The sequence below is a fragment of the Sinorhizobium numidicum genome, assembly GCF_029892045.1.
GTDB classification, from domain to species: domain Bacteria; phylum Pseudomonadota; class Alphaproteobacteria; order Rhizobiales; family Rhizobiaceae; genus Sinorhizobium; species Sinorhizobium numidicum.
The window spans coordinates 2205076-2230742 of the sequence record NZ_CP120368.1 but is presented as its reverse complement, the minus strand read 5'-3'; the positions used below and the strand labels follow the sequence as shown (position 1 = coordinate 2230742).

Here is a 25667-nt window from a genome sequence, read left to right as displayed (position 1 = left end):
TTTTCCTCTGCTATCGAAGCGAGCGCACAGTTTGTTGCGCTCTTTCTTGTCAGGCCGCCTCAATGCGGATGGTGCGCTGCGGCTTCGGCCATCTCCTGCTGGTTCTCTTCCTTACCCTCGCGAAGATGTTCGAATCGCTCGGCGACGAGCGCATCCGCCGGCGAGCTTTCGCGCTTCCAGGGCTTGCGGCCCTTCAGAACGCCCGAGTCATGGACGATCTCGGCCACGTACTCTTCCTGACGGTAGGCCATCACGTGGACGCCGGAGACGCCCTCGATCTCCTTCACCTCGTCGATGATGTCGATGCAGATCTGCTTGCCTTCCTTCTTCTGATCCTGAGCGCCTTCGAGCCGCGTGATGATGCTGTCGGGGACATGGATGCCCGGAACGTTGGAGCGGATCCAGCGGGCGGTCTTGGCCGACGCCAACGGGCCAACGCCGACGAGGATGAAGCACTTCTCATGCAGGCCGAGGTCGCGCACCTTCTTCATGTATTCGCGGAACATCGGCACGTCGAAGCAATACTGGCTCTGGACGAACTGCGCCCCGGCTTCGATCTTTTTCGCGAGCCGATAGGGACGGAAGTCATAGGGCGGGGCGAAGGGGTTGATCGCGGCGCCGAGAAAGACGTGCGGCGGCGTCGTCAGCTTGCGCCCGGAAAGAAACTTCGAGTTGTCGCGCATGATCCGCACGGTTTCGAGCAGCGACATGCAATCGAGATCGAAAACGGGCTTGGCGCCCGGCTGGTCGCCGGCCTGCACGCCGTCGCCGGTCAGGCACAGGATGTTCTGCACGCCCATGGCGGATGCGCCGAGCACGTCGCCCTGGATGGCGATGCGGTTCTTGTCGCGGCAGGCGATCTGCATGATCGGCGCATAGCCCATGCGCGTTAGCAGCGCACAGATGCCAACCGAGGACATGTGGCAATTGGCACCCGAGGCGTCGACCGCGTTGATGCCGTCGACCCAGCCGTCGAAGATCGCCGCGCGTTCATAGACGTCCTGCGGATTGGCGCTGTCCGGCGGGTTGAGCTCCGCCGTCACGGCGAATTCGCCGCGGCGAAGCACCCGCTCCAGCCGCCCGCGCGAGGAATGGCCGGGCAGCGGATCGAGCGGCGCGCTAGGATCGAAGGGGTTGATATCCGGGCTCATTGCTGGCCTTCCTTCTTCGCCGCTTCCTGACGGGCCGCAGCCTCGGCCGTAACCCGCAGCCAGGCCGACGTCTCGCGCAGCGACTGGTTGACCGGCGGCTGCACGTTCATGATCGCATTGCCCTTCACCATGTTCTGCGAACCCTTCCATGCCTGCACCCAGACGCAGGGCATGTCCGGTTCCACCTCGCAATTGCCGTTGGCGCGCACGCCGCCGCAGGGGCCATTGCGCAATTGCTTCGGACAGTTCATCGGGCAGGACATGCCCGTCGACGACAACGCACACTGGCCGCACATGCGGCAGTCGAAGAGAAAACCCTTCACGTGGCGTTCGACGAAGGTGATAGGCCGCTCAACCCGTCCATAGCCGATCGCGTTCCATAGCGGATGGAGCTTCAAGAACAGGTCGGCGAAGCGGTTGTAGAACCATTCGAGGAAGCGCGAATGCCGCACGGCCCAGAGCCGGACCGTATATTTGTGGCGCGAACGCCGGCTTGGCGAGACGGCCGACGGCGTATAGGCGCCGGTCGCCGCCTTCTTGGCGGGTTGGGCGTTGCCGGTCACGACCTTCGGATCAGGCATTGTCGCGGCCTCCGGCCTTGACGAGCGCGACGAGCCGCTCCCGGTCATAGGCGGCCTCGAGTTCTGCCGCCGCCTTGTCGGCCTCCGCCTCCAGGTCGTCGGAGACCGGAACAGGATCGGCCTTGCGCCATTCCGCAAGATAGTCGTCTGTTTCGGCGGCGCCGGTGCGCATCGCGCACATGTCGATCGCCTCGGTGAAGCGCAGCGAAAGCTCGCGTTTGGCGCTCTTGCGGCCCTGTTTGATGATGACCTGGGCGGGAATATCGCGCCAGTAGACGATAATGCGGTCTGCCATGGGATTCCTGTTCTCCTCTAGAGCCGACAATGCGCATGTCCATGCGCTGTGGCTCACCTTGCCACGACGTTGGATATGTCCAAAAACGACGCTGCACAGTCGCGCATCCGCCGGAATGCGTCATGCGCATATTCACGGCCGTTTCCGGCAGTCCCAGGTGGTGAAATCCGTCCATGGAGCCGGTGTTGGAAGCATTTGATGTCCAGCACCCTGCGACATTCGCCAAGAATCGCACAGGGAGAGATGGCCTTTTTTGCAACTTACCTTAGAACATCATCAAGTTGGCATTCACTACGGGTTCACGTAAGGGCGGGAAATCTGCACCTATCGCAACAGATAGGTGTGGAGATGAAGAAGATTGGCATCCTATTCCTTGCGGCCGTAACAGCTTTCACGAGCTATGCGCCCGCTCAGGCCATGCCCGCCGTTCCGCTGTCGCAGGCGAACGACGTCGACTTGGTTCGGCATCGAGAGCGCTGGCATGGCCACAGGCCGCGTCCGCGGCCAGGCTGGCACCATGGCGGATATCGCCCACGGCCGGGCTGGCGCGGCGAGGGCTATCGCTACAGCTGGTATAACGGCCATCGCGGATACCGATATCACCGGCACGGGTACCGCAGACACAACGACGGCTGGTGGTACCCTCTCGCGGCTTTCGGGGCGGGAGCCATCATTGGCGGCACGATCGCAGCGCCTCCGCGCTACGCCGAGCCCGGCTTGAGCCAGCGCCACACGAACTGGTGCTACAACCGGTATCGCTCCTATCGCGCCTGGGACAATTCGTTCCAACCATACGGCGGCCCGCGTCAGCAGTGCTATTCGCCTTACTATTGACGCCCTTCGGAGGCCCGTTCGTCGCGAGACTAGCGGACTACCATGCGGCACTTCAAGGTGCTGCAGCGAGCTCTGTGCGGCGGAAAAAAGCTCGACGCTCTAGTAGCCTGAACTTCCGCCTCCCGAGCTGCCCATGCTGCCGCCGCCGGCACTGCCGGCACTACTCGGAGGCGGAGGGGCAGTATTCCTTCGGCTGGACTGATCGCTCATGCAGCCCGCGAGTGTCAAAAGGGCTATCGCGGCTGCGACTATCGAAGATTTGCGGGTCATCACTGTCTCCAATCATGGATTGGATATGACGGGGGGGGCGATGTTCTCTCCGTTGCCCGCCGAAGGCAAGCGCTCATGCGGCTTGATTTCGCGGGAATGCGCATCATCTCCTTTCGATCGCTGGTCACTGCATGGTTCCTTAAATCGGAACCGATTTAAGAACAACACCATGCAGCAATTCAAAGTGTCCAGCGACCTTTGTGCGTCTGAGAAGACGCACGGCGCTGTGATCGGAGTTGAGGATGTCCAGAGCTGTAATCGCAATCATGTGCCTGGCGCTGCTTGCGCTTTCCGCCTGCGCCAATACAGCGCGCGGTTTCAGGCAGGACAGCGCTGAAACGGGCCGCGCCGTAGATAGCGCCACCCATCGTGTGCTGAAGGCGGGTCAGTAATAGCGCCTGATGCGTCCGACGCCGCAAACACCGGCGTGCGTGAACGGTCTTGGGTGCCGCTCCGCCTACGCGGCGTCTCCGACAGCGGCCGTCGCGCGGTTCCGATCTAGCTCGACGAGCAGCTTGAGAGCCGCTTCCGCCTCGTCTTCGGTAAGCCCACCAAGTATCCGATCGGCGAAAACCACCGGTACACCCGTTACATTGTCCCATACCGTCCAATGGTCGGTCGGATCGAGAACGAGTTCGTAGCGCTCTTGCGGCATTGAATTTCCCTCACTTCGTAATTTGGTCTACCAGGTTCGGCGCCACAAGCCATTCCAGACCCAGGTCCAGAGGGGCGGATGGTACCATTGCCGGGAGGCGGCTGCGATATCTTGCGGGCGGAGATGTCCGGCAAGCGCATCCTCGACGGCCCGGATCGCGATACCGGTCGAGGCGGCGGTCTGCAGGAGCGGATAGGTGTGCATTGTGTCGGCACGCGTCGGCACTTGCCGCGACTGGTAGAGTATGCCGCCGGTATCGACGCCTTCATCGACCAGGTGGACGGTCGCGCCGAAGTTTTCGAGGTCGTTGCTGACGCGTGCCCAGTAGCCGCCCATCAAACCGCGATATTGCGGATTGATGCCCGCGTGAAAATTGAGAACCGGGCAGGAGATCGCCGCAAGCGTTTCCGGCTTCAGCATACGGCAACTGATGAGGAACACGACCGCGGGCTGAAGTGCCTTCAGCCGTGCCCGCCCTTCGGCATCGTTGATCGAGCCTATGCGATGCACCGGAACCAACGAATTGGGCTCCGCGGACGCGCCATACCGACGAAGTATCTCGGCCGCCCGCCGGCGGATGAAGCGCTTGCCGAAACGGGAGGCGACCATCGTCGCCAATTGGCCAAGGGCCGTCGGCCAGCCGAGTTTGCGGGCGCGGCGTTTGACGAAAAGCGCCTTCGGCTCCGGCGGTTCCTGCAGGACCACGACGTCATCGAAATGTGCGGCGAGCGCATTGATCATGACATTCGGATTTTCGCCGCCGGCGGTGACGATGACGATCGGGCGGCTGGTCCGTGCGCTTGGTTTTACCTCTTCTGCAATCACAGAGTTTTCCGTTGGTTTCGGATGGATTTCTTGGATGATGCGATGTGCGCAGGCGATGGAAACACACCAAGGAATACGACCGAAGACCTTACCGTCGACTTAAGTGAGGGATGTTGAGCCGCGCGAGGACAGCGGTGGGTGGCACGGAGTTTTCCGCGCCGCCGACGCGCCGCGGCTGGATCCCTGTGACAAGCACAGGGATGAGGGACGCCCCACTGAGGCGCTCACCAGACAAAGGATTGGCAAATGGGAGGGAATTACTGGAAGCAGGATCGTAACATTTTTCGGAGGGGGCATCGCGCCTGCGCTCGTCCCGGTCAGGGCCCTGGTGTTTTGCGGGTCCAGCAAGCTCCCCCTTCCTGTGCTTGTCACAGGGATCCAGCCACGGTGCGTCCGGGCCGTGAATGGCCGCTTTCTTGCGTCAGATTCCATCCAAGAACTGTTCACCTGGTTATGGCCATGGTCCGGTCTGGAAGGAACTACGCAGCTACGCACTCTTTTTTGCGGCGACCCTTGCGCGTTGAAGCGGCGCGAGACCCTTGGAGCATCCCGCTTTCAAGCGGAACCGCTGGAAGCGGACAAGATGCTCTAGAATCTAGAGTGCTAGAGCGTCCTTTGTGCGTTCACTTGAACGCACGGCGCTCTAGTGCGATGACGCCTCGATGAGCGAGCGGGTGAGATCGCCATAGCCGGTGTGGCGGTATTCATAGGCCAGCCCAAGGTATTCGGCGGCGCGGCGGGCCTTTTCCTGCAAGGCCTCGTCCTCCACCTGCGAGAGATAGACGAGCTTGCGGTAGTGGCCGAAATACATGTCGCGCAGTTCCGGATGGCGGTCGAGGCCGAGCGGTTCGACGACGAAGGCTTCGAACTGGCGTGCGAGGAAATCGGTGAGGAAGAAGGCGGTGAGATCGTCGTCCCAGCGCGCGGCGAAATCGGCATTGCCGGCGAAGAAGGAATAGCAATGCGGGCCGGGAATGCGTGTCACGCCTTCCTCCTCGCAGAGCCGGTCGAGAACGCCGCCGGTGCCGCAATCGGCATAGGCGATAAAGATACGCTCGAAGCCATTGGCGCGTGCCCTCGCGATCGCCTCGCGCACGCCCGGCGTGATTTTTTCCGGTGTGTTGTGCCAGATGGCGGGCAGACAGTGGAGATCGATGTGGTCGAGATTGTTGGCTTCGCAGACGGCAAGAATTTCGCGCGCGATCGCTCCGCAACCTATGACATGAACTTTCTTTGGTTGTGCACGTTCTCTTGCCGACGTTGCGTTTTCCATCTTTATTCCGCCTTGCAGCAACATAAAGGAATCATGGTCATGACAACAAAGACTCTCGCAACGATCGGCGCCATTCTGATGGCTTTGACAACCCTGAGTTCCTGCGCCAACACCATCCGCGGCATCGGGCAGGATACTGCAAATACCGTCAACGCGACAGAGTCGGCCGGTCGCCGGGTCGCCAGAGCCGCGAACTGACGATCTAAGGCCGGGCGCCGCATCTGCGCCCTTCCTGTCGCCTTAAAATAAGAAAGCCGGCTGCCGTTTTCACCCGTGCAGCCGGCTTTCTTGTTGAAAAGCATTCAGGCTTAGCCGGCAGCGAGCCTGTTGTGCTTGCGCTTCATGAAATCCTTGGCGGTCTCGACGGCGACAGCAGCATCGCGGCAATAGGCGTCGGCGCCGACCGCCTTGCCGAACTCCTCGTTGAGCGGCGCGCCGCCGACGAGGACGACGTAGTCGTCGCGCAGACCCTTTTCCTTCATCGTGTCGATGACGACCTTCATATAGGGCATGGTCGTGGTCAGAAGCGCCGACATGCCGAGAATATCCGGCTGCTCGCGCTCGATCGCTTCGAGATAGTTCTCGACCGGATTGTTGATACCGAGGTCGACGACATCAAAGCCGGCGCCTTCCATCATCATGCCGACGAGGTTCTTGCCGATGTCGTGGATGTCGCCCTTGACCGTGCCGATGACCATCTTGCCCAGTTTCGGCGCGCCGGTTTCGACAAGCAGCGGGCGAAGGATAAACATGCCGGCTTTCATCGCATTGGCTGAAAGCAGCACTTCCGGCACGAAGAGGATGCCATCACGGAAGTCGATGCCGACGATGCGCATGCCTTCGACGAGCGCCTGGGTCAGGATGTCGTAGGGTGTCCAGCCACGCTTGAGGAGGATCCGCGTCCCTTCCTCGATTTCCTCCTTGAGACCGTCATAAAGGTCGTCATGCATCTGCTGCACGAGTTCCTCGTCGGAAAGGTCCTCGAGAATGATTTCATCATCTGCCATAGTAGGGTTCCTCGGTTCCTGGCACGGTAGTCTTCGCGCGGTGATCTCGGCACGATCCGGACGCGTAGCACATCCTTAGCGGGCCACACCTAAAAAACTCTTTTCGAAAGCGACGTCGCATGTGATGAAAAACGACGGCGCGCCCGTCAGTCCCGCCTTTGGAATAGTCCTATCGCATAATTTCCCTCTCCGGAATCCAGCGGCCGGTAAAATTATGCAACAGTTCAAAGCGTTACATCCGAGTTAGGCGTGACTCGGCGGATGCCGGCGCCTGCCATCCGTTGCAGTTTACGAGGGCTCTGCTGGCGCCCCGGCCGAGTGTCTAAGATGCGCCACCCGTTGGCGCATTAAGACCCGTACCGGTACGGCGCATTGGTAGCATTAGGCCAAATCGATGCCGGGCGCAGGCTCCGACCACTGGAATCGACCTTCCGAAAGGGTTATGCGCCATCTATCAAAGTGTTGCTGCGTCCTTCGTATAGGATTACGCGGGCGTGGCGGGAGAGGACGAGCGAATGAGCGACGTGACAGAAAAAGGCGCGGTCGAGGGCGGCGGACGCCGCGCGCGTGGCGAGGGGCGGGGAGCGGCGGCGCGCCGGGCGTCGCGCACTGGAGGCGGTCCGGGGCCGTCTTTGCCCTATATCCAGCGCAAGATCCGCGAATATGAAGTGCTCGACGAGGAAGGCCTGCAACTCATCGAGCGCAATGCTGACACCGTGCTCGAGGAAATCGGCATCGAGTTCCGCGATGACGCGGAGGCGCTCGAGCTCTGGAAAGCAGCTGGTGCCGACGTGCGTGGCCAGCGTGTTCACTTCCCGAAGGGACTTTGCCGCGAGCTCCTGAAGAGCGCGCCGTCGAACTTCACCTGGCATGCGCGCAATCCCGAGCGCAACGCCCATATCGGCGGCAAGGCCACCGTTTTCGCACCGGTCTATGGCCCGCCCTTCGTCCGCGATCTGGAAGGCAACCGCCGTTATGCGACGATCGAGGACTTCCGCAATTTCGTGAAGCTCGCCTATATGGCGCCGTCGATGCATTCGTCCGGCGGCACGGTTTGCGAGCCGGTCGACGTTCCGGTCAACAAGCGCCACCTCGATATGGTCTACAGCCATATCCGCTATTCCGACAAACCCTTCATGGGCTCGGTGACGGCGCCGGAACGCGCCGAAGATACGATCGCCATGGCGAAGATCGTCTTCGGCGACGATTTCGTCGAAAACAACACGGTGACGCTGAACCTCATCAACGCCAACTCGCCGATGGTCTTCGACGAGACGATGGTGGGCGCGCTCAAGGTTTATGCACGCCATAATCAGGCCTGCGTGCTTTCGCCATTCATCCTGTCCGGCGCGATGAGCCCGGTGACCGTTGCCGGCACGCTGACGCAGATCCTTGCCGAAGTGCTCGCCGGCGCCTCGTTCACCCAACTCATCCGCAAGGGCGCGCCGGTGCTCTTCGGCACCTTCGCCGCCTCGATTTCGATGCAGTCGGGCGCGCCGACCTTCGGCACGCCGGAGCCATCGCTGGTCTCCTACGGTGCCGCACAGCTCGCCCGTCGTCTTGGCCTGCCGTTCCGTACCGGCGGTTCGCTCTGCGGCTCCAAGGTTCCGGATGCCCAGGCCGCGCATGAATCGGCCAACACGCTGAACATGACGCTGCTTGCCGGCACCAATTTCGTGCTGCATGCGGCCGGCTGGCTGGAGGGCGGCCTCGTTTCGTCTTACGAGAAGTTCATGATCGACCAGGACCAGCTCGGCATGATGCAGAAGATGGCCGAGGGCGTCGACCTTTCCGAGGACGCTCAGGCGCTGGACGCAATCCGCGAAGTCGGTCCGGGAAGCCACTATCTCGGCTGCGCCCACACGCAGGCAAACTTCCAGACGGCCTTCTACCGCTCGCCGCTCGCCGACAACAATTCCTTCGAGCAGTGGGAAATCGAAGGCGAGAAGCGGATCGAGCAGCGTGCCAATGCGCTTGCCCGCTCTTGGCTGGAACATTACGAGGCGCCTTACCTCGATCCGGCGATCGACGAGGCGCTTAAGGAATATATCGCCAAGCGCAAGGACTCGATGCCGGACGCCTTCACCTGAAGGGCTCCCGAACGAGCCAGGGAGCAAGGCGGCGCGGCGCAGGTGGCTGACATGATCCAGAAGGAGGTCTGGCGCCCGCATTACGAAACTCAGGGGCCGAAACCAAAATGACGGTTCCCTCCGCATCGGCGGACAATTCTCTCGAAACCATCCGTGCGGCTCTCCGGCCGCACGGACTTTTTTTGCGCGGCACCGTGAATTTCGGGGAGGGCGAGGCGGCGCCGGAGCTGGACAGCGGCCGGCCCGCGGCAAGTATTGTCCTGATCGGCAATATCGGCGGCTCGATTTGGGAACCGTTCACCCGCTGGCGCGAACGCGAGCCCGACCAGGGCGGGGCGGACCCGCTCGACAATTGGTCAAAGCAGGTGATCGGTCCCGTTGCCGACGCGGTCGGCGCCACCGCCTATTTCCCCTCCGATCCGCCTTGGCAGCCCTTCCAGCAATGGGCGATGACGGCCGAGGGTTTGAAGCCGTCGCCGCTCGGCATCCTCATCCATCCGCGTTACGGCCTCTGGCACGGTTACCGCGGCGCGCTCGGGTTCGATCGGGCGCTGCCGGCAATAGGAGAAATGGCTTCTTTCCATCCCTGTGAAACGTGCGCGGAGAAGCCTTGCGTGTCAGCCTGTCCGGCTGATGCTTTGGCATCTGGCGCGTTCGATATCGATCGCTGTCGCACGCATCTGAGATCGGAGGCGGGGGCGGACGGGTGCCTCGCCCGAGGCTGTCTTTCCCGCGATGCCTGTCCGGTCGGGCGAGACTATCACTACCCGCCTGCGCAACTAAGTTTCCATATGGCGGCGCTCAGGCTTTAGTGGCGAAGCACGCATCAAACCGCCGCAATCTATGCGATGCTTCACGTGACGATTCCACCTGAGTTTCGGACCCATGCCTCTGTTTCCCAGATCTTTTCTCCTTGGCGCTGCCATCCTCTCGGCCGCCCTTGCCGAACCGGCGCTCGCCGCCTGCCGCGACGTCGACCATCTCGGGCAGGATTATATCGTCTGCTCCTTCGATCCGGCGGCGAACGACATTCGCCTCTACAACAAGGATCAGGCCGGCGTGCCGTTCAAATCCTTCAAGGCGCTCGCGCTCGAATTGCGCCATCGCGACGAATATCTCGTCTTCGCGATGAATGGCGGCATGTATCATGAGGATCTTTCACCGGTCGGCTTGCATGTGGAGGAGGGTGCGGAGCAAGCGCCGCTCAACACCAGTTCCGGCTGGGGCAATTTCCATCTGCTGCCGAACGGCGTTTTCTTTATCGCCGACGGCAAGGCCGGCGTCATGGCGGCGGAGGCGTATCGTGCCGCCGGGATCAAGCCGCGCTTTGCGACGCAGTCCGGGCCGATGCTGGTGATCGACGGTGCGCTCCATCCGCGCTTCCTGCCGGACAGCGACAGCCTGAAGACCCGCAACGGCGTCGGTGTCACGACCACGGGCGAGGTGGTCTTCGCCGTATCGAAGCGGTCGGTGCGCTTCCATGATTTCGCGACGCTATTTCGGGATCGGTTGAACTGCCCGAACGCGCTTTTCCTCGACGGCACGATTTCGAGCCTTTATGCGCCGGAGATCAACCGCCACGACTGGCTGTTCCCGCTCGGCCCCATCATCGCCGTCGTAGCCCGATTTTAGCGATGAGGACGCAAAGGCTGAAATTTTCGGCCGTGTTCCGAACGCAGCCCGCTCATGCCTTCGGGAAAACGCGCTGCAATCCACCGGATTTTGTGAGGCCTGCCTTGAAAGCCTGGTAGGCGGGGTGCTGGCTGGAGCGGGCCGCTTCCATGAGGCGCATCTGCAAGCGCGCGGGCGCTTCATGGCCGAGCCAGTTTCCGAGCTGCTCGAGCTTCAGCGAGTTGAGAAACCGCGCTTCGGTGGCAAGGTCGAGATGGCGGTGCAGGCCTTCCATTAGGTTTTCGTCCTGCTCGGGATTTTCCATCAGCAGCTTGACGAAGGCCTGGTCCGCTTCGCCGAAGGTCGAAAACTTGCCGTCGGTCGTGTCCTTGTCCAAAAAGGCGGCTGGCCCGCTCATGGAATCGTCTCCCTCGAATCGAATGTCTCGTCGGGGATAGGCGAGCGGTCCACCATCCGCAACGGTTGATATTAAGTCTAATCTTGACAAAACATCCAATCTCCGTTCAGGTGGGCGCCATGAACATCGAGCAGCCAGTTCCCTTCAGCCTCGGGATGCACGCACCAAGTGCCGCCGCGATCAGCGCGCTGCTTTATCCCCATGCCGAGGTCGTTCTGCACGATCTTGCGAGCGGCCGTGTTGCGGCGATCTGGAATGCCTTTTCCGGCCGGACGGCCGGTACGGACTCCCTCATCGAGGATGGTCTGGGAGACGTCGACGAACGTGTTTCCGTGCTCGGACCCTATGAGAAAATCGGCCCCGACGGCCGGCGGCTGAAATCCGTATCGGCCGTGTTGCGTGACGTCGACGGGCGCGCCACGGGGCTTCTCTGCATCAACCTCGACGTTTCGCGAATCGATGACGCCGTGAAGCTGCTTGCAGCCTTTGCCGGAACGCCTGAGCCGCGGCCGCCGGCGCTGTTTTCGCGCGACTGGCGGGAGGAGATCAACGCTGCGCTGCACGCGTGGCTCAAGGCGAGCGGGCTCGCGCTTTCGGCTTTGAAGCGCGCCGACCGCATTGCGCTCGTCGCGGCGCTCGAGGAGCAGGGGCTCTTTAAAACCCGCAACGCCGTCGATCATCTGGCGAGCCTGATCGGTGCATCACGGGCCTCGATCTACAACTATCTCGCGGCCGCTCGCCGACAGGATCCCGCGTAAAATTTGGCACATCCTGCAATGTGCGAGGAGGACAATCGATATGACAACCTTGCCTGCCTTCCGGCTCGAAAGCCATTTCTCCCGCTGGGAATTCACGGCACGCCATCACATGACGGCAAGCGACAGTGAAACGATGTCGATGGCCGAATTGCTGTCCTTCGCCGACGATGCCGACCGCGAGGCCTGGGAGCGGCTGACGCTCGGCTATACGGAGACCTACGGTGCACCCGCGCTGCGCGAAGCGATCGCTGTCACCTATGCCGGGCTCGAGGCGGCGGACATTCTCTGCTTTGCCGGTGCCGAGGAAGGCCTCTATTGCGCCATGCTGGCGCTGCTCGGCCGCGAGGATCACGCCATCGTCACCGTGCCGAATTACCAGTCGATGGAGACGCTGCCGGTGACGATCGCCGCATCGGTTACCGGCGTGCCGCTTCGGCCTGAAAACCGCTGGCAGCTCGATATCGCCGACGTGCGGGCGGCGCTGAAGCCCAATACCAAGCTCATCGCTGTCAATTTTCCCAACAACCCGACCGGCGCAATCGCCGATCAGGCGACCTTCCGGGCGCTTGCCGAGCTTTGCGCCGAGCGTGGCATCCATCTTTTTAGCGATGAGGTTTATCGCGGGCTCGAACGCGACGAAGGTAAGCGCCTGCCGCAGGCGGCCGCACTCTTCGACCGCGGCGTCTCGCTGAATGTCATGTCCAAAGCTTATGGACTGCCGGGCCTGAGGATCGGCTGGATCGCCTGCCGCGACCGTGGGCTGCTTAAGCGCATGGAGGGCCTGAAGCATTATCTCTCGATCTGCAACTCGCGACCGTCGGAAGTGCTGGCGACGATCGCGCTGAAATCGCGCGAGCGGATTCTTGAACGTAATCGCTCGCTGTGTACCGCCAACCTTGAAAAACTCGGAGCCTTCTTCGCCGAATTCCCCGAACTTTACGAGTGGCACGCGCCGGACGGCGGCTGCGTCGGGTTCGCCCGTTATCTCGGGGCGGACGGCGTCGAGGAGCATTGCCGGCGTCTGGTCGAGAAGTCCGGCGTTCTCTTGCTCCCATCCAGCCTCTTCGTCTCCGAACTCCTGCCGGTCGCTGAGGACCGCTTCCGCGTCGGTTTCGGCCGCAAGAATATCGAGGCAGGGCTCGAAGCCTGGCGCAATCATCTGCGCCAGAGCGTGGGGCGCCACAGCGCTTGAGTTTACTCCATGCACAGCAAAGGCTCCGGACCGTAGATCGGAGCCTTTGCTGTCGAATGTCCGGCCGATTTTAGGCGCGCCGGCGGCCGCTGCGTTCGCGCGGCGGTGCCGAAGCACCCTCGTTGGCGGTCTTGTTGCGCAGGGGCCCGATCTTCTCGATGATGACATCGAGCGTCGGGCGCTCGCCTTTCGTGTGATTGTCGAGCGCAAGGCGCATTGCCGCCAGATGGCTGCAGGAGGTGCCGCAGCAGCCGCCGATAATTTTCGCGCCCGCATCCATTGCCAGCCGCGCATATTCCGCCATCAGCGGTGGCGTGCCGGAATAGTGGATCTCCGAGCCGCGGAATTCCGGAATGCCGCAATTGCCCTTGACCACGATGGTGGCTTCCGGCTTTGCGGCGGCCATGTCGAGGAGCGAGGAGAGAATGTCGGATGCTCCGACGCCGCAATTGGCGCCGACCGCTACCGGACCCTCGCCGATGTCGCTGGCAACGCCGTGAATGTCCTTCGGGTGCAGGCCCATCATCGTCTTGCCGGCGGTATCGAAGGAGCCGGTATAGATATAGGGGAGGCCGACTTTCGTAGCCGCTTCGGCCGCTGCGCGAATTTCATCCGCCGAAGACATGGTCTCGATCCAGGCGACCTCCGCGCCGCCGGCTTTCAGGCCCTCGATCTGCTCGGCAAAAGCCGAGACGGCATCCTCGTAGGAGAGTGCGCCCAGCGGGATCAGCAGTTCGCCGGTCGGGCCGACGGAGCCTGCAGTGATGACCTTGCGCGGAGCCTTGTCGGCGACGGCGCGGGCGATCTCGGCGGCGCGCTTGTTGAGCGCATGCACGCGGTCTTCTGCCTGATGAAGCTTCAGCCGATGGCGCGTGCCGCCGAAGGAGTTGGTGAGAATGATGTCGGCGCCGGCATCGACGAAATCCTGATGCAGCTTGGTGATGTTTTCCGGCTTCGTCTCATTCCAGAGCTCCGGCGCCTCACCGGCTTCCAGGCCCATAGCGAAGAGCGACGTGCCGGTGGCGCCATCGGCAAGCAGAACGCCCTTCTGGGCGAGGAGATCGGACAGGACATTGGCGGCAACGGACATCGGCTTTTCCCGGCTGAATGAAGTTACAACAACATATAAAGATATCTTTATGTGATGGCAACCAGATTTGCGGCTCGCGGAGACGATTGTGCGACGTTCGGGCGCCGGTAGCGATTCAGCCGCCGGCGCCCGAACGCGGTAGCTCATCAGCAAGAAGCGCAGCCAGATTGCCGGCAATCTTATCAGCTCGGGGGTGGACGCGGAGGTTGAACTCAGCGATGGGCAGAGCCGGCAGCTCAAGCTGGCTGGGAGCTGCTTCTATGCCGTTACTCCGAAACTGCTCCGTTCGCGCGGTAACAGCAATGCCGCTCAGAACAGCGGCGTGCAGACCCGACAGACTGGGGCTCGTCGCCGCAATCCGGAAGGGACGCTTGGCGGCTTCAAGGGCGGAAATCGCAGCCGAGCGAAAGCCACAGGGCGGATCGAGCACGGCCAGTGGAATTTCCGTATCAAAAGAAGCAAGCCCCTTTTCGGATGAGAGCCAGATCATCGGCTCTCTAAGCACAAGCAGTTCGTCGGTCGCGGGCGCTTGCCGCATGGCGAGAAGAATGTCGACCTGACCCTGCTCATAGGCGGCGGTCAATTCCTTCGTCCTGCCGATGCGGAGGTCGAGGCGAACCCGAGGGTGGGAACGGGCGAAGCGGCGCAAAAGGTCGGGCAGTGTCGTTTCCGCAAAATCCTGCGTGCTGCCGAGCGAGACCCGGCCGTCGGCCCGGGCACCCTTGAGGCTGAGCCAGGCATCGCGATGCGCATCGAGAATCCGGCGGGCATGGTCCACGAGTTCCTCGCCAACTGGCGTCAATGATCGCCCGCGCCCCGCCGGTGCCAGAAGCGGTTCGCCGACCAGTGCCTCCAGGCGCTGCATCTGCGCCGTCACGGCGGATGGCGATCGATTGACCTTTTCTGCGGCGCGGGCGAGCGAACCGCCTTCGGCAAAGGCGAGGAAGGTGCGCAGCAGGTCGGGATCGAGGTTTGTCATACTTCTATTTTATGGAAGTTTTTCTTCGAAACAATTCGATTTTCTTGATTCGTCAGTGCTGGCAGGGTGATCCTTGAAGACAACGCTCATAGAGGAAGGAACTCACCATGCCCATCATCAATATTGCCGTGACCGGCCGGCCGGACCCGAAACGCTCTCAAGAGATTGCAGTCGAGGTCAGTGCTCTGACGCAAGCGCATCTGCGCAAGGATCCAACCGTCACCGCCGTTGCGATCAGCTATGTCGATCCGCAGCACTGGTTCGCCGGCGGAAAATCGATTGCGTCGCAAGAGACGAATAGCTTCTGGCTCGACATCAAGGTTGTCGACGGCACCAACACCAAGCAGGAAATAGCCGGCTACATCGAAGCGATCTTCGCCGCATTCGAAAAGCTCCTCGGAAAAGTCCACCCGGAGAGTTACGTGCTTGTCCACGAGGTATCCGCCGCCGCCTATGGCTACGGCGGCACGACGCAGGAATTCCGTTTCATCAGCGGCAAATTGCAGCCGGCGGCGTAATAGGCAAAGCGCGTTTCCGACGGAAGGGCACCGTCGCGGGTGCCCTTCCTCACAGCACGACTAAATCAAGCTCACGCCGCCTGTCGGTCGGCATGGCTTGTCGGCGTTACCATGGCGGCGATGATCGTCTGCAAGTCGATCGCGCCGATCGGCCGGCCGTTGGCGTCGACGACATGGGCCGTGTTGATATGGGCGCCGGTCATCGTGCGGGCTGCCACCTCGAGGACCGTGCCAGCCGGGAGCGGCAGGCCCTCCGGATTCCCGGAAAGCGGCCGCATGATCGTTTCGACATGAACGACGCGACCGCGGTTCACTTCCTTGACAAAGGCGGTGATGTAGTCATCCGCCGGCGAGAGCACGATTTCCTGGCCAGTTCCCTGCTGCACGACGCAGCCGTCGCGCAGGATGGCGATCTTGTCGCCGAGCCTCAGCGCCTCGTCGAGATCGTGGGTGATGAAGACCACGGTCTTCTTCAGTTCCTTCTGCAGTTCGAGCAGCACGCTCTGCATGTCCATCCGGATCAGCGGGTCGAGCGCGGAATAGGCCTCGTCCATCAGCAGGATGTCGGCGTTGTTCGTGAGCGCCCGGGCGAGACCCACGCGCTGTTGCATGCCGCCGGAAAGCTGGTTCGGGTAGTGCTTCTCGAAACCGCTCAGGCCGACGCGGTCGATCCAGCCGAGCGCCCGTTTTTCGCTCTCACGCCGATCCACGCCTTGGATCTCCAGACCGTAGACGGTGTTTTCGAGCACGGTGCGATGCGGCAGCAGCGCGAACTTCTGGAACACCATCGCAGTCTTGTGGCGGCGGAATTGGCGAAGGTCGCTGTCGTTCATCTTGCAAACGTCGACGCCGTCATAGAGCACTTCGCCGGCAGTCGGGTCGATCAGGCGATTGATGTGCCGGATGAGCGTCGACTTGCCGGAGCCCGAAAGCCCCATGACCACCGTCACGCAGCCTGCGGGCATGTGGATGTTGATATCTTTCAGGCCGAGCACGTGGCCGTGCTTCTCGTTGAGCTCTGCCTTGCCCATGCCGTTCCTGACGGCTTCGACATAATCTTCGCCGCGGGGGCCGAAGATCTTGTAGAGGTTCTTGACCTCGATTGCGTGACTAGCCATGGACAACCTCCGAGTGCTTTTGCAGCCGCCTGCCGAAGGCCTGGCTGGTACGATCGAAAATGACAGCGGAACATGCCGTCCGCTTTACTGTTTGCGACGCAGGCGAAGATACTGCGTCGCCATGAGGATCAAGCAGTCGTCCGTACGTCCGTCATAGGGCTGTCTTGATCTTTTCCGCGATTTCCGGACTGACCCACCGAGTCCACGTATCCTGGAAGTTTTCGAGGAAATATCGGGCGGCATCCTCGTTGGTGCCCTGGTTCTGATCCATCCAGGCTAGAACCTTGTTGACGGTGGCGTTGTCCCAGTTGCGCGCCTTGACGTAGTCCATGGCGACGCCGGCCCTCTCGGCGAAGGATTTGGTGACCACCGTGTACACGTCGGAGACCGGATAGGAGTTGACCTTCGGATTGGGGCAATCGGGAACGGTGGAGCAGGCGTCCCACTCGGCCCTGTCGTGATCGACCCCGAAGGAGAGACGGACCATCTGGTATTTGCCGAGGATGGCAGTCGGCGCCCAATAGTAGCCGAGCCAGCCGGTCTTCTTCTCGAAGGCGTTTGCAATGGAGCCATCGAGACCGGCGGCGGAGCCGGTATCGATGAGCTCGAAGCCGGCTTTCTGCGCTTCCAGCGCCCTGTAGAGGTTGGCCGTCGAGACCTGGCAGTTCCAGCCGGAGGGGCAGTTATAGATCGCCCCCTTGGACGGGTCTTCCGGTGCGGGGAAGAGGTCTGGATGTTTCAACGCATCCGGGACCGACCTGATTTCCGGATGGGCGTCGGCAACGAACTTCGGAATCCACCAGCCTTCCACGCCGCCTTCGCTCAAGATCCTGGCAGCCTGAATAAGGCGGCCTTCTTTGATGGCTGCATTCAGCGGCGTGCGCACGGAGTTGACCCAGAGTTCCGGCGCCATATCCGGCTGAGCCCTTTCGTTCATCGACGCGAAGGTCGGCATCGTGTCGCCGGCGACGAGCCTTACCGTGCATTCATAGCCGCTTTCGAGGATGAACTTGTCCACATGAGCTGCAACGCCCGCGGAGGCCCAGTTCATCTCCGCAATGCTGAGTTCACCGCATTCCGCAGCCTCGGCGGAACCCGCCAGGGCATGGATGCCCGCCGCGAGGAAGGTGGAAGCAAGGAGTTTCTTCATCTCGTCAAGACCTCCGCGTCTTTGTGCAGCCGTATCGAGCGCGCCGCGGGCCCCCTGCATGGAAAGCACCCGGTCATTCGGTGAGCAGCGCAAGGTTCGGCATCGGAATGGCCAAGTTCGTGCCTCGCTGCGGCGGTGCGGTCGTTCAAGTTCTAGCCGCGGAACCCCGTCGCCGTCCGGATTTCCTCGTCACCGTTGCAGCAAGCCTAAGTATTCCCGATGAGAAATCAACCTCTTCAACATCGCCGCGGACCTCAGGCGGGACCGCATGCGTCTGTTTCCGGCGGGGCTAGAGAGACGCTGTTGCGGACGAAAGTCGCAAATATAAGCTTTTGCGATAATAAGTGCCGCAAAATGGGGGTCAGTGAGTTCAAGCATCTGCTGACCTCTTTCAATCGGCAATCTCCTGTCGCGACTGCACCACTTAGAAAACGGCGGAAAAAATCCTCAATTCACCTTTGGTTAAGACCTCAATAACCATCCGGTAACGATGTCAGGCTAATTGTTTGCGCGGCGGGCGACTGCCGCAGGTCCGGATCAGGTGTTGCGTACCGGACCTGCTAATTCAGCGGTTATCCGATTTGCCGGCAGCGCTGAGGGATCTGCGCGGCGTTTTCCGGCGAAGCCATGTGTTTCTTTTAGAGCCGCGCCCACCTTCATCTCGAGGGCTTTCGCATTTCATGAACAGCGGAGTCGTTGCGCCATCTATAGCGCCGTGTGTCTTTCCAGACGCACAAAGGTCGCTGTAGCACTTTGGATTGTTGCATGTGCAGGACGGGTGGGCAGGCAATCTCGTGGGCGGCTTGGACGCGGTTTCAGTAGCAGCGCGCAAAAAAGATTAGGATGCCTTTCCTTCCGACCCCATCATCAAGCGGCTCGGTGCCGACTTCGAAGAGAAGCAACACACCTGCCGGGATCGACCGCAATGTGCGGTACCACGTCTAAGAAATTATGGCGGCCTGCGAACCAGGCCGGCCAGTCGTGTTGAACCCGGGAGCCGCTCCATGCTGGCGACCTCAATGCTGTGAATTTTCTCTACCAGATATCGGATTGGCGGCCCGCTCTTCGTCCTTGTATCATTTCAATGAACGGAGGAGTGGAAGAAATGAGGAAGCTAATCTCGATCAACCATGTATCGCTGGATGGTGTCATGCAGTCGCCGGGCGGACCGCAAGAGGATCCGAGAAACGGTTTCAAACTCGGAGGCTGGATCGTGCCATATTGGGACGAGCAGATGGGTGAACGGCTGGACCAGGCTGTTTCCGGTGCCTTCGACCTGCTTCTTGGGCGCCGCACCTATGAGATATTCGCCGCTCACTGGCCCTATGCCGGGAAAAACCCGATCGCCGACGGCTTCAATCGCGCAACCAAATACGTGGCGACACGCGGCAAGCCCGAACTTGATTGGGTGAACTCACAGGCCCTGCAGGGCGATGCGGTCGAAGCTGTGCGTCAACTGAAGTCCGGCACAGGTCCCGAAATCCAGATCTATGGCAGCAGCAGCTTTCTGCAGGCATTGATCGCGGCAGACCTGATCGACGAATATCTGATCTGGACTTATCCCTTGGTCCTTGGCCGCGGCAAGCGGCTGTTCGAAGAGGGCACACCGCCACGGGCATTGCGGCTTGTGGAAACCGAACAATCGTCAACCGGCGTGATCACCAGCCGCTATCTGCCGGATGGTCCGGTCAAGCCCGGATCGTTCGGGGGGCATGCCTCCAAGGCAGAATTGGCGCGCCGCCGGCGTCTGGCGGCCGAGGAAGCGTGATCGCGGTGGCAATGAGATCTGTTAACCGCGAACGTGTCGCTACGCGAACGACAGGAATGTCCCGCAAAGCTGACATCTTGCACGTTGGCTGCTTGACAGATGCTCCCCCAATAGAGAAGCCGCCCCGAAAAGGAGCGGCCTCAGTTGGGGAGTGGGTCTTCCTTATCCGACGTTCGACGTGCGAACGAAGCCGAGCGGACCGAACGGCGCATCCATCACGACATTGCGGACTCGGGACTGATTGTTCGGCGCTTTGGAGTTCCAGGCGATCTGGACGAAATTGGGTTTGCTGAAGACGAACAGCATAGCTTTTTACCTTGGGAGTCGGGTCGTTTTGCCCGTGTTGTTACGATGGCGCCGATATAGGCGGGGGCCGGTCGGATTTGAATGCCAACTTCGCCATTGCATGTCGCAATTCCGCTAGTCGGAGGAGATTTCCGACAAGCTTGATGAAGCGTCGAAACAGGCGGTGATCGCGGCGAATGAGATTATGGCGAAATCGCGTCGAAACAACGCTTTGCGGGCGCGGATTTCGATGTTACGGGAGACGGCATGACGCGCAGGATCATGCTTCAGGGAACCGGCTCGGATGTCGGAAAATCGGTATTGGTGGCCGGGCTCTGCCGGCTCGCCGCCAATCGCGGCTTGAAGGTGACACCGTTCAAGCCGCAAAACATGTCGAACAATGCCGCCGTCTCCGATGATGGCGGCGAGATCGGCCGGGCGCAATGGCTGCAGGCGCTGGCCGCGCGCGTGCCATCGTCCGTGCACATGAACCCGGTGCTGCTGAAGCCGCAGTCGGATGTGGGCAGCCAGATCATTCTGCAGGGCAGGGTCGCGGGGCATGCGAAGGGCAGGGAATACCAGGCACTGAAGCCGAAGCTACTCGGCGCGGTAATGGAGAGCTTCGAGCTGATTTCGGCCGGTGCCGATCTCGTCGTCGTCGAGGGTGCGGGTTCGCCCGCCGAAATCAATCTCAGGGCCGGCGATATCGCCAATATGGGCTTTGCCACACGCGCCGACGTGCCGGTCGTTCTCGTCGGCGACATCGACCGCGGCGGTGTCATCGCTTCGCTGGTCGGCACGCATGCGATCCTGCCGGAAGAAGACCGGAAGATGGTCACCGGCTATCTCATCAACAAGTTCCGTGGCGACGTCACGCTCTTCGAGGACGGGATCGCGGCGGTTCAGCAGTTCACCGGCTGGCCCTGCTTCGGCGTCGTGCGCTGGCTGAAGAGTGCCGCACGATTGCCGGCAGAGGACTCTGTCGTGCTGGAGAGGCTCACGCGCGGCAGCGGCAAGGCGCTGAAGGTCGCCGTGCCGGTCCTGTCACGCATTGCCAATTTCGACGATCTCGACCCGCTGATCAATGAGCCGGATGTCGATCTCGTCTTCGTTCGGCCGGGCGCACCTCTTCCTGACGACGCGGCGCTGGTGATCATTCCAGGCTCGAAATCGACCATAGGCGATCTGAGCGATTTTCGCGCTCACGGGTGGGACCGCGACCTCGAGCGCCATGTGCGCCGCGGCGGCCGGGTGATCGGCATCTGCGGCGGTTACCAGATGCTCGGCACCTGCGTCACCGATCCGCTCGGCATCGAGGGAAGCGAGCGCGAGATCGCCGGTCTCGGGCTGCTGGCGGTCGAAACCGAGATGGCGCCGGAAAAGACCGTGCGCAACAGCCGCGCGTGGTCGCTGGAGCACGATGTGGTGCTCGAAGGCTACGAGATACATCTCGGCAGGACCACGGGCGCCGATTGCGATCGCGCCCCCGTTTCGATCGACGGGCGCCGCGACGGAGCGTTATCCGCGGACGGCAAGGTAATGGGAACCTATCTGCACGGTCTTTTCGGCAGCGACGCCTACCGGGCCGCACTGCTCAGAAGCTTCGGCATCGAGGGCGGTGGCAGCAATTACCGCCAGTCGGTCGATGCCGCGCTCGATGACATTGCCGTCGAACTCGAAGCGGTGCTCGACCGGGCCTGGCTGGAGGGATTGTTGGGGTAGGGGCGATCTGCCCCCTTGTCAGGCTTCCCTATCAGGCCTCCCCGTCATGCCTCATGCCGGAACACGCTGAACTGGAAGGATTGCTTTGAGCCCCAGGGTGTGGAGTGTTCGTGTCTGCGGCTATCGACGAGACGGAAGGCGTTGCCAAGTGTCTCGGCCAGGCTTTCCGGGCTGTAGCGCATGACCGGCAGACCGCTGCACCGCTCCGGCCCATCCGGTGCAAATGTCGCGATAATCGCGTGTCCACCTGTCCTCAAACCTTTGTGCAGGCGCTCGATGTAGGCGGCCCGCTCGGTCGCTTCTGTGAGGAAGTGGAACGTGCCCCGGTCGTGCCAGATATCGTAGCTCTCCTTCGGCTGCCACATCGTCACGTCCGCGACGATCCAGCGAATGCTTGCGGCGCGGTCGCCAAGGCGGGCCTTCGCGGCCGTGAGCGCAGCGCCCGACAGGTCCAGCACGGTGACGGCGCGAAATCCCTTGACAGCGAGACTGTCGACAAGGCGCGAGGCCCCGCCGCCGATGTCGACGATGGCGGTCTCGGGCGTTGCGCCAACCTCGGCGATCAGCTCCAGCGAGGGCGTGGGACTCTCCTGAAACCAACTGACCTCGTCCTCGCCCTTGCGGGTATAGACGTTTTCCCAATGGGTCTGGCGGCTCTCACGCTCCATCCATCATTCCTCTCTGGACCAGATTCAGATATGGTCGCCCCCGCTCGGCAACGCAAGGCTACCGGTACTCTCCAGCAGCGTGGGCAAATCGGCATGGAACGACACGACGACGATCTCAGCAATTTCGAGGCGCATGGCGCGGCACCCTTGCCGCCGGCCGACGATGAAGGTTATGTCGAGAATGACGGCGCTCGAATCCGGTACGCGACCCATGGGGCCGGTCCGCCGGTCATTCTGCTGCATGGCGGCCTCGGCCACAGCGGCAATTGGGGCTATCAGGTTCCGGCGCTGCTCAAGTCCGGACGCCAGGTGGTGCTCATCGATAGCCGTGGTCATGGCCGCAGCACGCGCGATCTCAGGCGCTTTACCTATGAGCTGATGGCCTCCGATGTGCTCGCGGTGATGGACGCGCTGCGGCTGAAAAAGGCGGCCGTCGTCGGCTGGAGTGACGGTGCGTGCACCGCCTTGATCCTCGCAATGAAGGTCCCCGACCGCATCGCCGGCGTATTCTTCTTCGGCTGCAACATGGATCCGAGCGGCGCAAAGGAATTCGTGTCCACACCCACCATCGACCGCTGTTTCCGCCGGCACGCGAAGGACTATGCCGACCTGTCGACCACGCCCGATCAATTCGAGGCCTTTGTCGAAGCGGTCAGCGAGATGATGAAGACGGAACCCAACTATTCTGCGGCCGCTCTGGCCGATATTCGCGTGCCGGTCGCGATCGTCCACAGCGAGCACGACGACTTCATCAAAGCCGAACATGCCAATTATCTTGCGGGGAGTATTCCCGGAGCGGAACTGATCCTGCTTGCCGGAGTAAGCCATTTCGCGCCCCTGCAGCGACCTGAGCTATTCAACGAAGTGATGTGCGACTTCCTCGACAGGGTGCTCCCCGGGAAGAAATGACACATCTGCCGCGGTTGGCGGGTGATGACGTTCAGGATTGCATAGCTGTTGCGAACGATGCAGCATGGCTTAACCGCAGCGGCTTTGGCGCCCATGAAGAACGCACGCCGCTGTGGCGGACGGGACTATTTCCCCTCGGAACGATACCCGATGCCGGCATTCGGCACAGAGGTCAGATACGGCGGTCATGACACGCGCGCAGCAAGTTGGCGTCTTCATCGGCCTGGCGATCGTAGCGGCGCTCACGATGCTGCGGGCGAGCGACCCGCAATTGCTGAAGCTTGCCCGCGACGTGACCTTTGACGAATACCAGCGCCTGGCGCCACGGGCCTTCGAGAACCTTCCCGTACGTGTCGTCGACATCGATGAAGCCTCTCTCAAACAACTCGGGCAATGGCCATGGCCGAGAGACCGAATAGCAGCCCTGGTCGACCGGTTGTCCGAGATGGGGGCGGCCGTCATCGCCTTCGACATTCTCTTCGCCGAACCCGATCGCCTGTCGCCGCGCACCGTCGTACGCGACGTCGGCGGAATTGAGCCTTCGCTGATCGATCGGTTGCCGGACAATGACGAGATTTTCGCCCGCTCGATTGAAGGAAAGCCGGTCGTACTCGGCTTCGGCCTTTCCAATGAGGGAAACTACCGTCCGCCGGTGAAGGCCGGCTTCGCCTTCACCGGCGAGAGCCCCTTCGACGCGCCGCCCCGCCTGACGGCCGCGACGCCCTTGCGGCCGCAACTCGAGGCGAATGCCGCCGGCATCGGACATATCAGCCTCAATCCCGGCAGCCGGTCGGCGATCGTACGCGCCGTGCCGCTCCTCCTTAGCGATGGCGAGCAGCTTTATCCAAACCTTGCGCTTGAAGCGCTGCGCGTTGCGCAGGGCGCCTCCACTTATCTGCTGGCCGGTGCCACGGACGTGCCTGATACCATAACCCTGGTGAAGGTCGGAGATTTCGTCATTCCGGTGACGGCGGCCGGCGAACTCTGGCTCTACGTCAGCCCTGACAAGGCGGAAGGGTATGTCTCTGCCGCGGAAGTGCTCGCGGCCGGGGAAGCGTCTCCCGACACGAGGGCCGCGATCGACGGCAGCATCGTTTTCGTCGGAACATCGGCTGCCGGGCTGCAGGACATCCGCACGACAGCGCTCGGGCATAATGTTCCCGGCGTTTCGCTGCATGCGCAAACGGTCGAGCAGATATTGTCCGGCCGCTTTCTTTCCCGGCCCGACTGGGCCAACGGCCTCGAAATTCTGTCGATTGCTGTGGCGGGAAGTCTGCTCGTGACGCTGACTACCTTCGTCAGCCCCGCCGTCGCGCTCGCCTGCGGCTTGCTGATCACCGCGATGGCCCTTGTCGCCTCCTGGCTGGCCTTTCTCTACGCGGGGCTTCTCCTCGATCCGCTGGCTCCGATCGTCGCCGGATCGATCACGCATTTCGCCGCGACGGCGTTTCGCTTTCTCGTGACCGACCGGGAGCGCCGCGTGGTCCGGAGAGCCTTCGGCCAGTATCTGTCGCCATCGCTGCTCTATCGCATCGAGCATACGCATGACGCCCTGCGCCTGGGGGGCGACGATCGCGAGCTGACGATCATGTTCGTCGATGTCCGCAATTTCACCGCCATCAGCGAGCGTCTGGCGCCAACCGAGGTTGTCGGTTTCCTGAACACGCTACTCGATGCGTTGAGCCGCCACGTGATTGCGAACGAGGGCACGCTCGACAAGTTCATCGGCGATTCGATCATGGCGTTCTGGAATGCCCCAATCGATGTCGCAGACCACGCCGGCAAGGCTGTCCGCGCGGCGTTGGCGATGCGCGAGACGCTTGCCCGGCTCAACGACAGCGATGCCTTCGGTTTCGGAAGTGCGCACAGGGTAGGGATCGGCATTGGCATCCATACGGGACTTGCCTGCGTCGGCAACATGGGCGCCGAGACGCATTTCAACTATTCGGCCGTCGGCGACGCGGTCAACGTCGCTGCACGGATCGAGTCCGCGTGCAAGGACGTGGGCTTCGACGTCCTCGTTTCGGAGAGCACGGCAAAATTGCTTGCTGATTGCGCGTTGCTCGACGCCGGGGCGCTGGGCCTCAAGGGCAAGAGTACGCTAACCAGGCTCTTCGCGGTCGTCGGCGACGAGCGTCTCGCAACCTCCGCCGAATTTGTCGAGCTGCGGCACATACACGGGCAACTGACCGACGCATTGCGTTCGCGCTCGCCGAGAAGCCGCCAGATCGTGAGCGCGGCAAAGCTGAAGGCGGCTGGGCTGACGGTTGGACTGGCGGCAGGGTTGCCGGACTTCTACCGCCGGATTTCCCGCAGGGCCGACCATTTTGCCGACGAGCCTGAGCGGAAGGCCGGCACGTCCGCGAAGTGACCGCACCGCAGGCAAAAGCCTCACTGCGGTGTCATCGAGAGCAGCAGGGCACGAGAGCCTTTCATGGCTGAATGGAAACAATTCTGTTGGCTTAAGCGGAGTGGAATGTTTGCTCGGCTGGCGCGTGGC

27 protein-coding genes are annotated in these 25667 nt (G+C 61.9%); 13 read left to right on the top strand and 14 right to left on the bottom strand.

The genetic code is table 11. The features are described from left to right. Positions 1–59 precede the first annotated feature (59 nt). From PYH37_RS21870 to PYH37_RS21860, 3 genes are read right to left on the bottom strand one after another with little or no spacing between them, the layout of a single operon-like run. The gene (locus tag PYH37_RS21870) at positions 60–1151 is read right to left on the bottom strand and encodes a methylenetetrahydrofolate reductase (protein WP_280733505.1); all 1092 of its coding nucleotides are present in this window, start codon (positions 1149–1151) and stop codon (positions 60–62) included. Continuing rightward, entirely contained in the window at positions 1148–1732 is a 585-nt protein-coding gene (locus tag PYH37_RS21865; protein ID WP_280733504.1) for a methylenetetrahydrofolate reductase C-terminal domain-containing protein, read from the bottom strand. Before PYH37_RS21865 ends, PYH37_RS21870 begins: the two co-directional genes overlap by 4 nt. Further along, positions 1725–2027 (bottom strand): virulence factor, encoded by a 303-nt coding sequence (locus PYH37_RS21860; protein WP_037423594.1) that lies wholly within the window; start codon positions 2025–2027, stop codon positions 1725–1727. Before PYH37_RS21860 ends, PYH37_RS21865 begins: the two co-directional genes overlap by 8 nt. Positions 2028–2375: 348 nt before the next feature. Here PYH37_RS21860 and PYH37_RS21855 point away from each other — a divergent pair, with 348 nt between their 5' ends. Both PYH37_RS21855 and PYH37_RS21850 read left to right on the top strand, forming a co-directional pair. After that, positions 2376–2861 carry a BA14K family protein gene (locus tag PYH37_RS21855; protein WP_280733501.1) on the top strand — a complete coding sequence of 162 codons (486 nt, stop codon included), beginning with the start codon at positions 2376–2378 and terminating at the stop codon, positions 2859–2861. Between the two features lie 512 nt (positions 2862–3373). Further along, a complete protein-coding gene (locus tag PYH37_RS21850) occupies positions 3374–3523 on the top strand; it encodes an entericidin (protein WP_280733500.1) in 150 nt (49 codons plus the stop codon). A gap of 65 nt (positions 3524–3588) precedes the next feature. On the opposite strand, the gene PYH37_RS21845 is transcribed toward PYH37_RS21850, so the two are convergent. The 3 genes from PYH37_RS21845 to PYH37_RS21835 form a co-directional block, all read right to left on the bottom strand. Next, entirely contained in the window at positions 3589–3786 is a 198-nt protein-coding gene (locus PYH37_RS21845; protein WP_280733499.1) for a hypothetical protein, read from the bottom strand. A gap of 27 nt (positions 3787–3813) precedes the next feature. Then, on the bottom strand, positions 3814–4527 hold the full coding sequence (locus PYH37_RS21840) for a formyl transferase (protein ID WP_280736128.1): 714 nt from the start codon (positions 4525–4527) through the stop codon (positions 3814–3816). 727 nt (positions 4528–5254) lie between these two features. Then, a complete protein-coding gene (locus tag PYH37_RS21835; protein ID WP_280733497.1) occupies positions 5255–5884 on the bottom strand; it encodes a DUF1638 domain-containing protein in 630 nt (209 codons plus the stop codon). 39 nt (positions 5885–5923) lie between these two features. On the opposite strand from PYH37_RS21835, the gene PYH37_RS21830 reads away from it, so the two are divergent. Beyond that, entirely contained in the window at positions 5924–6082 is a 159-nt protein-coding gene (locus PYH37_RS21830; protein WP_280733496.1) for an entericidin domain-containing protein, read from the top strand. Positions 6083–6192: 110 nt separating this feature from the next. Here PYH37_RS21830 and PYH37_RS21825 read toward each other — a convergent pair whose 3' ends face one another. Then, the gene (locus tag PYH37_RS21825) at positions 6193–6891 is read right to left on the bottom strand and encodes a corrinoid protein (protein WP_280733495.1); all 699 of its coding nucleotides are present in this window, start codon (positions 6889–6891) and stop codon (positions 6193–6195) included. A gap of 515 nt (positions 6892–7406) precedes the next feature. On the opposite strand from PYH37_RS21825, the gene PYH37_RS21820 reads away from it, so the two are divergent. The 3 genes from PYH37_RS21820 (at position 7407) to PYH37_RS21810 (ending at position 10613) form a co-directional block, all read left to right on the top strand. Continuing rightward, positions 7407–8981, top strand: a complete 1575-nt coding sequence (locus PYH37_RS21820) for a trimethylamine methyltransferase family protein (RefSeq protein WP_280733494.1) — start codon at positions 7407–7409, stop codon at positions 8979–8981. A 107-nt stretch (positions 8982–9088) separates the two neighbouring features. After that, positions 9089–9793 (top strand): 4Fe-4S dicluster domain-containing protein, encoded by a 705-nt coding sequence (locus PYH37_RS21815; RefSeq protein ID WP_280733493.1) that lies wholly within the window; start codon positions 9089–9091, stop codon positions 9791–9793. A gap of 73 nt (positions 9794–9866) precedes the next feature. Then, the gene (locus PYH37_RS21810; RefSeq protein WP_280733492.1) at positions 9867–10613 is read left to right on the top strand and encodes a phosphodiester glycosidase family protein; all 747 of its coding nucleotides are present in this window, start codon (positions 9867–9869) and stop codon (positions 10611–10613) included. Positions 10614–10665: 52 nt separating this feature from the next. Here the strand turns inward: PYH37_RS21810 and PYH37_RS21805 are convergent, their stop codons facing one another. After that, positions 10666–11010 carry a hypothetical protein gene (locus PYH37_RS21805; RefSeq protein WP_280733490.1) on the bottom strand — a complete coding sequence of 115 codons (345 nt, stop codon included), beginning with the start codon at positions 11008–11010 and terminating at the stop codon, positions 10666–10668. A 119-nt stretch (positions 11011–11129) separates the two neighbouring features. Between PYH37_RS21805 and PYH37_RS21800 the strand changes: the two genes are divergently transcribed. Then, on the top strand, positions 11130–11768 hold the full coding sequence (locus PYH37_RS21800; RefSeq protein WP_280733488.1) for a helix-turn-helix transcriptional regulator: 639 nt from the start codon (positions 11130–11132) through the stop codon (positions 11766–11768). Positions 11769–11808: 40 nt separating this feature from the next. Beyond that, the gene (locus tag PYH37_RS21795; protein ID WP_280733487.1) at positions 11809–12960 is read left to right on the top strand and encodes an aminotransferase class I/II-fold pyridoxal phosphate-dependent enzyme; all 1152 of its coding nucleotides are present in this window, start codon (positions 11809–11811) and stop codon (positions 12958–12960) included. 70 nt (positions 12961–13030) lie between these two features. On the opposite strand, the gene bmt is transcribed toward PYH37_RS21795, so the two are convergent. Beyond that, positions 13031–14050 (bottom strand): betaine--homocysteine S-methyltransferase, encoded by a 1020-nt coding sequence (bmt, locus tag PYH37_RS21790; RefSeq protein ID WP_280733486.1) that lies wholly within the window; start codon positions 14048–14050, stop codon positions 13031–13033. Positions 14051–14165: 115 nt separating this feature from the next. Then, positions 14166–15029, bottom strand: coding sequence for a LysR substrate-binding domain-containing protein (locus tag PYH37_RS21785; protein ID WP_280733485.1), 864 nt, complete (start codon positions 15027–15029; stop codon positions 14166–14168). Positions 15030–15136: 107 nt separating this feature from the next. Here PYH37_RS21785 and PYH37_RS21780 point away from each other — a divergent pair, with 107 nt between their 5' ends. Continuing rightward, positions 15137–15547, top strand: a complete 411-nt coding sequence (locus PYH37_RS21780) for a tautomerase family protein (protein WP_280733484.1) — start codon at positions 15137–15139, stop codon at positions 15545–15547. Positions 15548–15618: 71 nt separating this feature from the next. On the opposite strand, the gene PYH37_RS21775 is transcribed toward PYH37_RS21780, so the two are convergent. Together PYH37_RS21775 and PYH37_RS21770 are read right to left on the bottom strand one after the other, a co-directional pair. Further along, a complete protein-coding gene (locus PYH37_RS21775) occupies positions 15619–16665 on the bottom strand; it encodes a quaternary amine ABC transporter ATP-binding protein (protein WP_280733483.1) in 1047 nt (348 codons plus the stop codon). Positions 16666–16816: 151 nt separating this feature from the next. Next, positions 16817–17815 carry an ABC transporter substrate-binding protein gene (locus PYH37_RS21770; protein ID WP_280733482.1) on the bottom strand — a complete coding sequence of 333 codons (999 nt, stop codon included), beginning with the start codon at positions 17813–17815 and terminating at the stop codon, positions 16817–16819. Positions 17816–18920: 1105 nt separating this feature from the next. Here PYH37_RS21770 and PYH37_RS21765 point away from each other — a divergent pair. Further along, complete coding sequence (locus tag PYH37_RS21765; protein ID WP_280733481.1) at positions 18921–19583, top strand: dihydrofolate reductase family protein; 663 nt, start codon at positions 18921–18923, stop codon at positions 19581–19583. 162 nt (positions 19584–19745) lie between these two features. Here PYH37_RS21765 and PYH37_RS21760 read toward each other — a convergent pair whose 3' ends face one another. Continuing rightward, on the bottom strand, positions 19746–19889 hold the full coding sequence (locus PYH37_RS21760) for a hypothetical protein (RefSeq protein ID WP_280733480.1): 144 nt from the start codon (positions 19887–19889) through the stop codon (positions 19746–19748). A gap of 246 nt (positions 19890–20135) precedes the next feature. On the opposite strand from PYH37_RS21760, the gene PYH37_RS21755 reads away from it, so the two are divergent. After that, a complete protein-coding gene (locus tag PYH37_RS21755) occupies positions 20136–21590 on the top strand; it encodes a cobyric acid synthase (protein ID WP_280733479.1) in 1455 nt (484 codons plus the stop codon). 44 nt (positions 21591–21634) lie between these two features. On the opposite strand, the gene PYH37_RS21750 is transcribed toward PYH37_RS21755, so the two are convergent. Continuing rightward, positions 21635–22258, bottom strand: coding sequence for a class I SAM-dependent methyltransferase (locus PYH37_RS21750; RefSeq protein ID WP_280733478.1), 624 nt, complete (start codon positions 22256–22258; stop codon positions 21635–21637). 93 nt (positions 22259–22351) lie between these two features. Here PYH37_RS21750 and PYH37_RS21745 point away from each other — a divergent pair, with 93 nt between their 5' ends. Both PYH37_RS21745 and PYH37_RS21740 read left to right on the top strand, forming a co-directional pair. Next, positions 22352–23167 (top strand): alpha/beta fold hydrolase, encoded by an 816-nt coding sequence (locus PYH37_RS21745; protein ID WP_280733477.1) that lies wholly within the window; start codon positions 22352–22354, stop codon positions 23165–23167. Positions 23168–23354: 187 nt separating this feature from the next. Then, entirely contained in the window at positions 23355–25538 is a 2184-nt protein-coding gene (locus PYH37_RS21740) for a CHASE2 domain-containing protein (protein ID WP_280733476.1), read from the top strand. Positions 25539–25667 lie beyond the last annotated feature (129 nt).

Coding starts and splice junctions, on each gene's coding strand:
- PYH37_RS21785 (WP_280733485.1), bottom strand. CDS start 15,029: ATGACAAACCTCGATCCCGACCTGCTGCGCACCTTCCTCGCCTTTGCC.
- PYH37_RS21795 (WP_280733487.1), top strand. CDS start 11,809: ATGACAACCTTGCCTGCCTTCCGGCTCGAAAGCCATTTCTCCCGCTGG.
- PYH37_RS21835 (WP_280733497.1), bottom strand. CDS start 5,884: ATGGAAAACGCAACGTCGGCAAGAGAACGTGCACAACCAAAGAAAGTT.
- PYH37_RS21830 (WP_280733496.1), top strand. CDS start 5,924: ATGACAACAAAGACTCTCGCAACGATCGGCGCCATTCTGATGGCTTTG.
- PYH37_RS21775 (WP_280733483.1), bottom strand. CDS start 16,665: ATGGCTAGTCACGCAATCGAGGTCAAGAACCTCTACAAGATCTTCGGC.
- PYH37_RS21765 (WP_280733481.1), top strand. CDS start 18,921: ATGAGGAAGCTAATCTCGATCAACCATGTATCGCTGGATGGTGTCATG.
- PYH37_RS21800 (WP_280733488.1), top strand. CDS start 11,130: ATGAACATCGAGCAGCCAGTTCCCTTCAGCCTCGGGATGCACGCACCA.
- PYH37_RS21855 (WP_280733501.1), top strand. CDS start 2,376: ATGAAGAAGATTGGCATCCTATTCCTTGCGGCCGTAACAGCTTTCACG.
- PYH37_RS21740 (WP_280733476.1), top strand. CDS start 23,355: ATGACACGCGCGCAGCAAGTTGGCGTCTTCATCGGCCTGGCGATCGTA.
- PYH37_RS21745 (WP_280733477.1), top strand. CDS start 22,352: ATGGAACGACACGACGACGATCTCAGCAATTTCGAGGCGCATGGCGCG.
- PYH37_RS21820 (WP_280733494.1), top strand. CDS start 7,407: ATGAGCGACGTGACAGAAAAAGGCGCGGTCGAGGGCGGCGGACGCCGC.
- PYH37_RS21870 (WP_280733505.1), bottom strand. CDS start 1,151: ATGAGCCCGGATATCAACCCCTTCGATCCTAGCGCGCCGCTCGATCCG.
- PYH37_RS21755 (WP_280733479.1), top strand. CDS start 20,136: ATGACGCGCAGGATCATGCTTCAGGGAACCGGCTCGGATGTCGGAAAA.
- PYH37_RS21825 (WP_280733495.1), bottom strand. CDS start 6,891: ATGGCAGATGATGAAATCATTCTCGAGGACCTTTCCGACGAGGAACTC.
- PYH37_RS21850 (WP_280733500.1), top strand. CDS start 3,374: ATGTCCAGAGCTGTAATCGCAATCATGTGCCTGGCGCTGCTTGCGCTT.
- PYH37_RS21780 (WP_280733484.1), top strand. CDS start 15,137: ATGCCCATCATCAATATTGCCGTGACCGGCCGGCCGGACCCGAAACGC.
- PYH37_RS21805 (WP_280733490.1), bottom strand. CDS start 11,010: ATGAGCGGGCCAGCCGCCTTTTTGGACAAGGACACGACCGACGGCAAG.
- PYH37_RS21865 (WP_280733504.1), bottom strand. CDS start 1,732: ATGCCTGATCCGAAGGTCGTGACCGGCAACGCCCAACCCGCCAAGAAG.
- PYH37_RS21770 (WP_280733482.1), bottom strand. CDS start 17,815: ATGAAGAAACTCCTTGCTTCCACCTTCCTCGCGGCGGGCATCCATGCC.
- PYH37_RS21860 (WP_037423594.1), bottom strand. CDS start 2,027: ATGGCAGACCGCATTATCGTCTACTGGCGCGATATTCCCGCCCAGGTC.
- PYH37_RS21845 (WP_280733499.1), bottom strand. CDS start 3,786: ATGCCGCAAGAGCGCTACGAACTCGTTCTCGATCCGACCGACCATTGG.
- bmt (WP_280733486.1), bottom strand. CDS start 14,050: ATGTCCGTTGCCGCCAATGTCCTGTCCGATCTCCTCGCCCAGAAGGGC.
- PYH37_RS21840 (WP_280736128.1), bottom strand. CDS start 4,527: ATGATCAATGCGCTCGCCGCACATTTCGATGACGTCGTGGTCCTGCAG.
- PYH37_RS21760 (WP_280733480.1), bottom strand. CDS start 19,889: ATGCTGTTCGTCTTCAGCAAACCCAATTTCGTCCAGATCGCCTGGAAC.
- PYH37_RS21815 (WP_280733493.1), top strand. CDS start 9,089: ATGACGGTTCCCTCCGCATCGGCGGACAATTCTCTCGAAACCATCCGT.
- PYH37_RS21810 (WP_280733492.1), top strand. CDS start 9,867: ATGCCTCTGTTTCCCAGATCTTTTCTCCTTGGCGCTGCCATCCTCTCG.
- PYH37_RS21750 (WP_280733478.1), bottom strand. CDS start 22,258: ATGGAGCGTGAGAGCCGCCAGACCCATTGGGAAAACGTCTATACCCGC.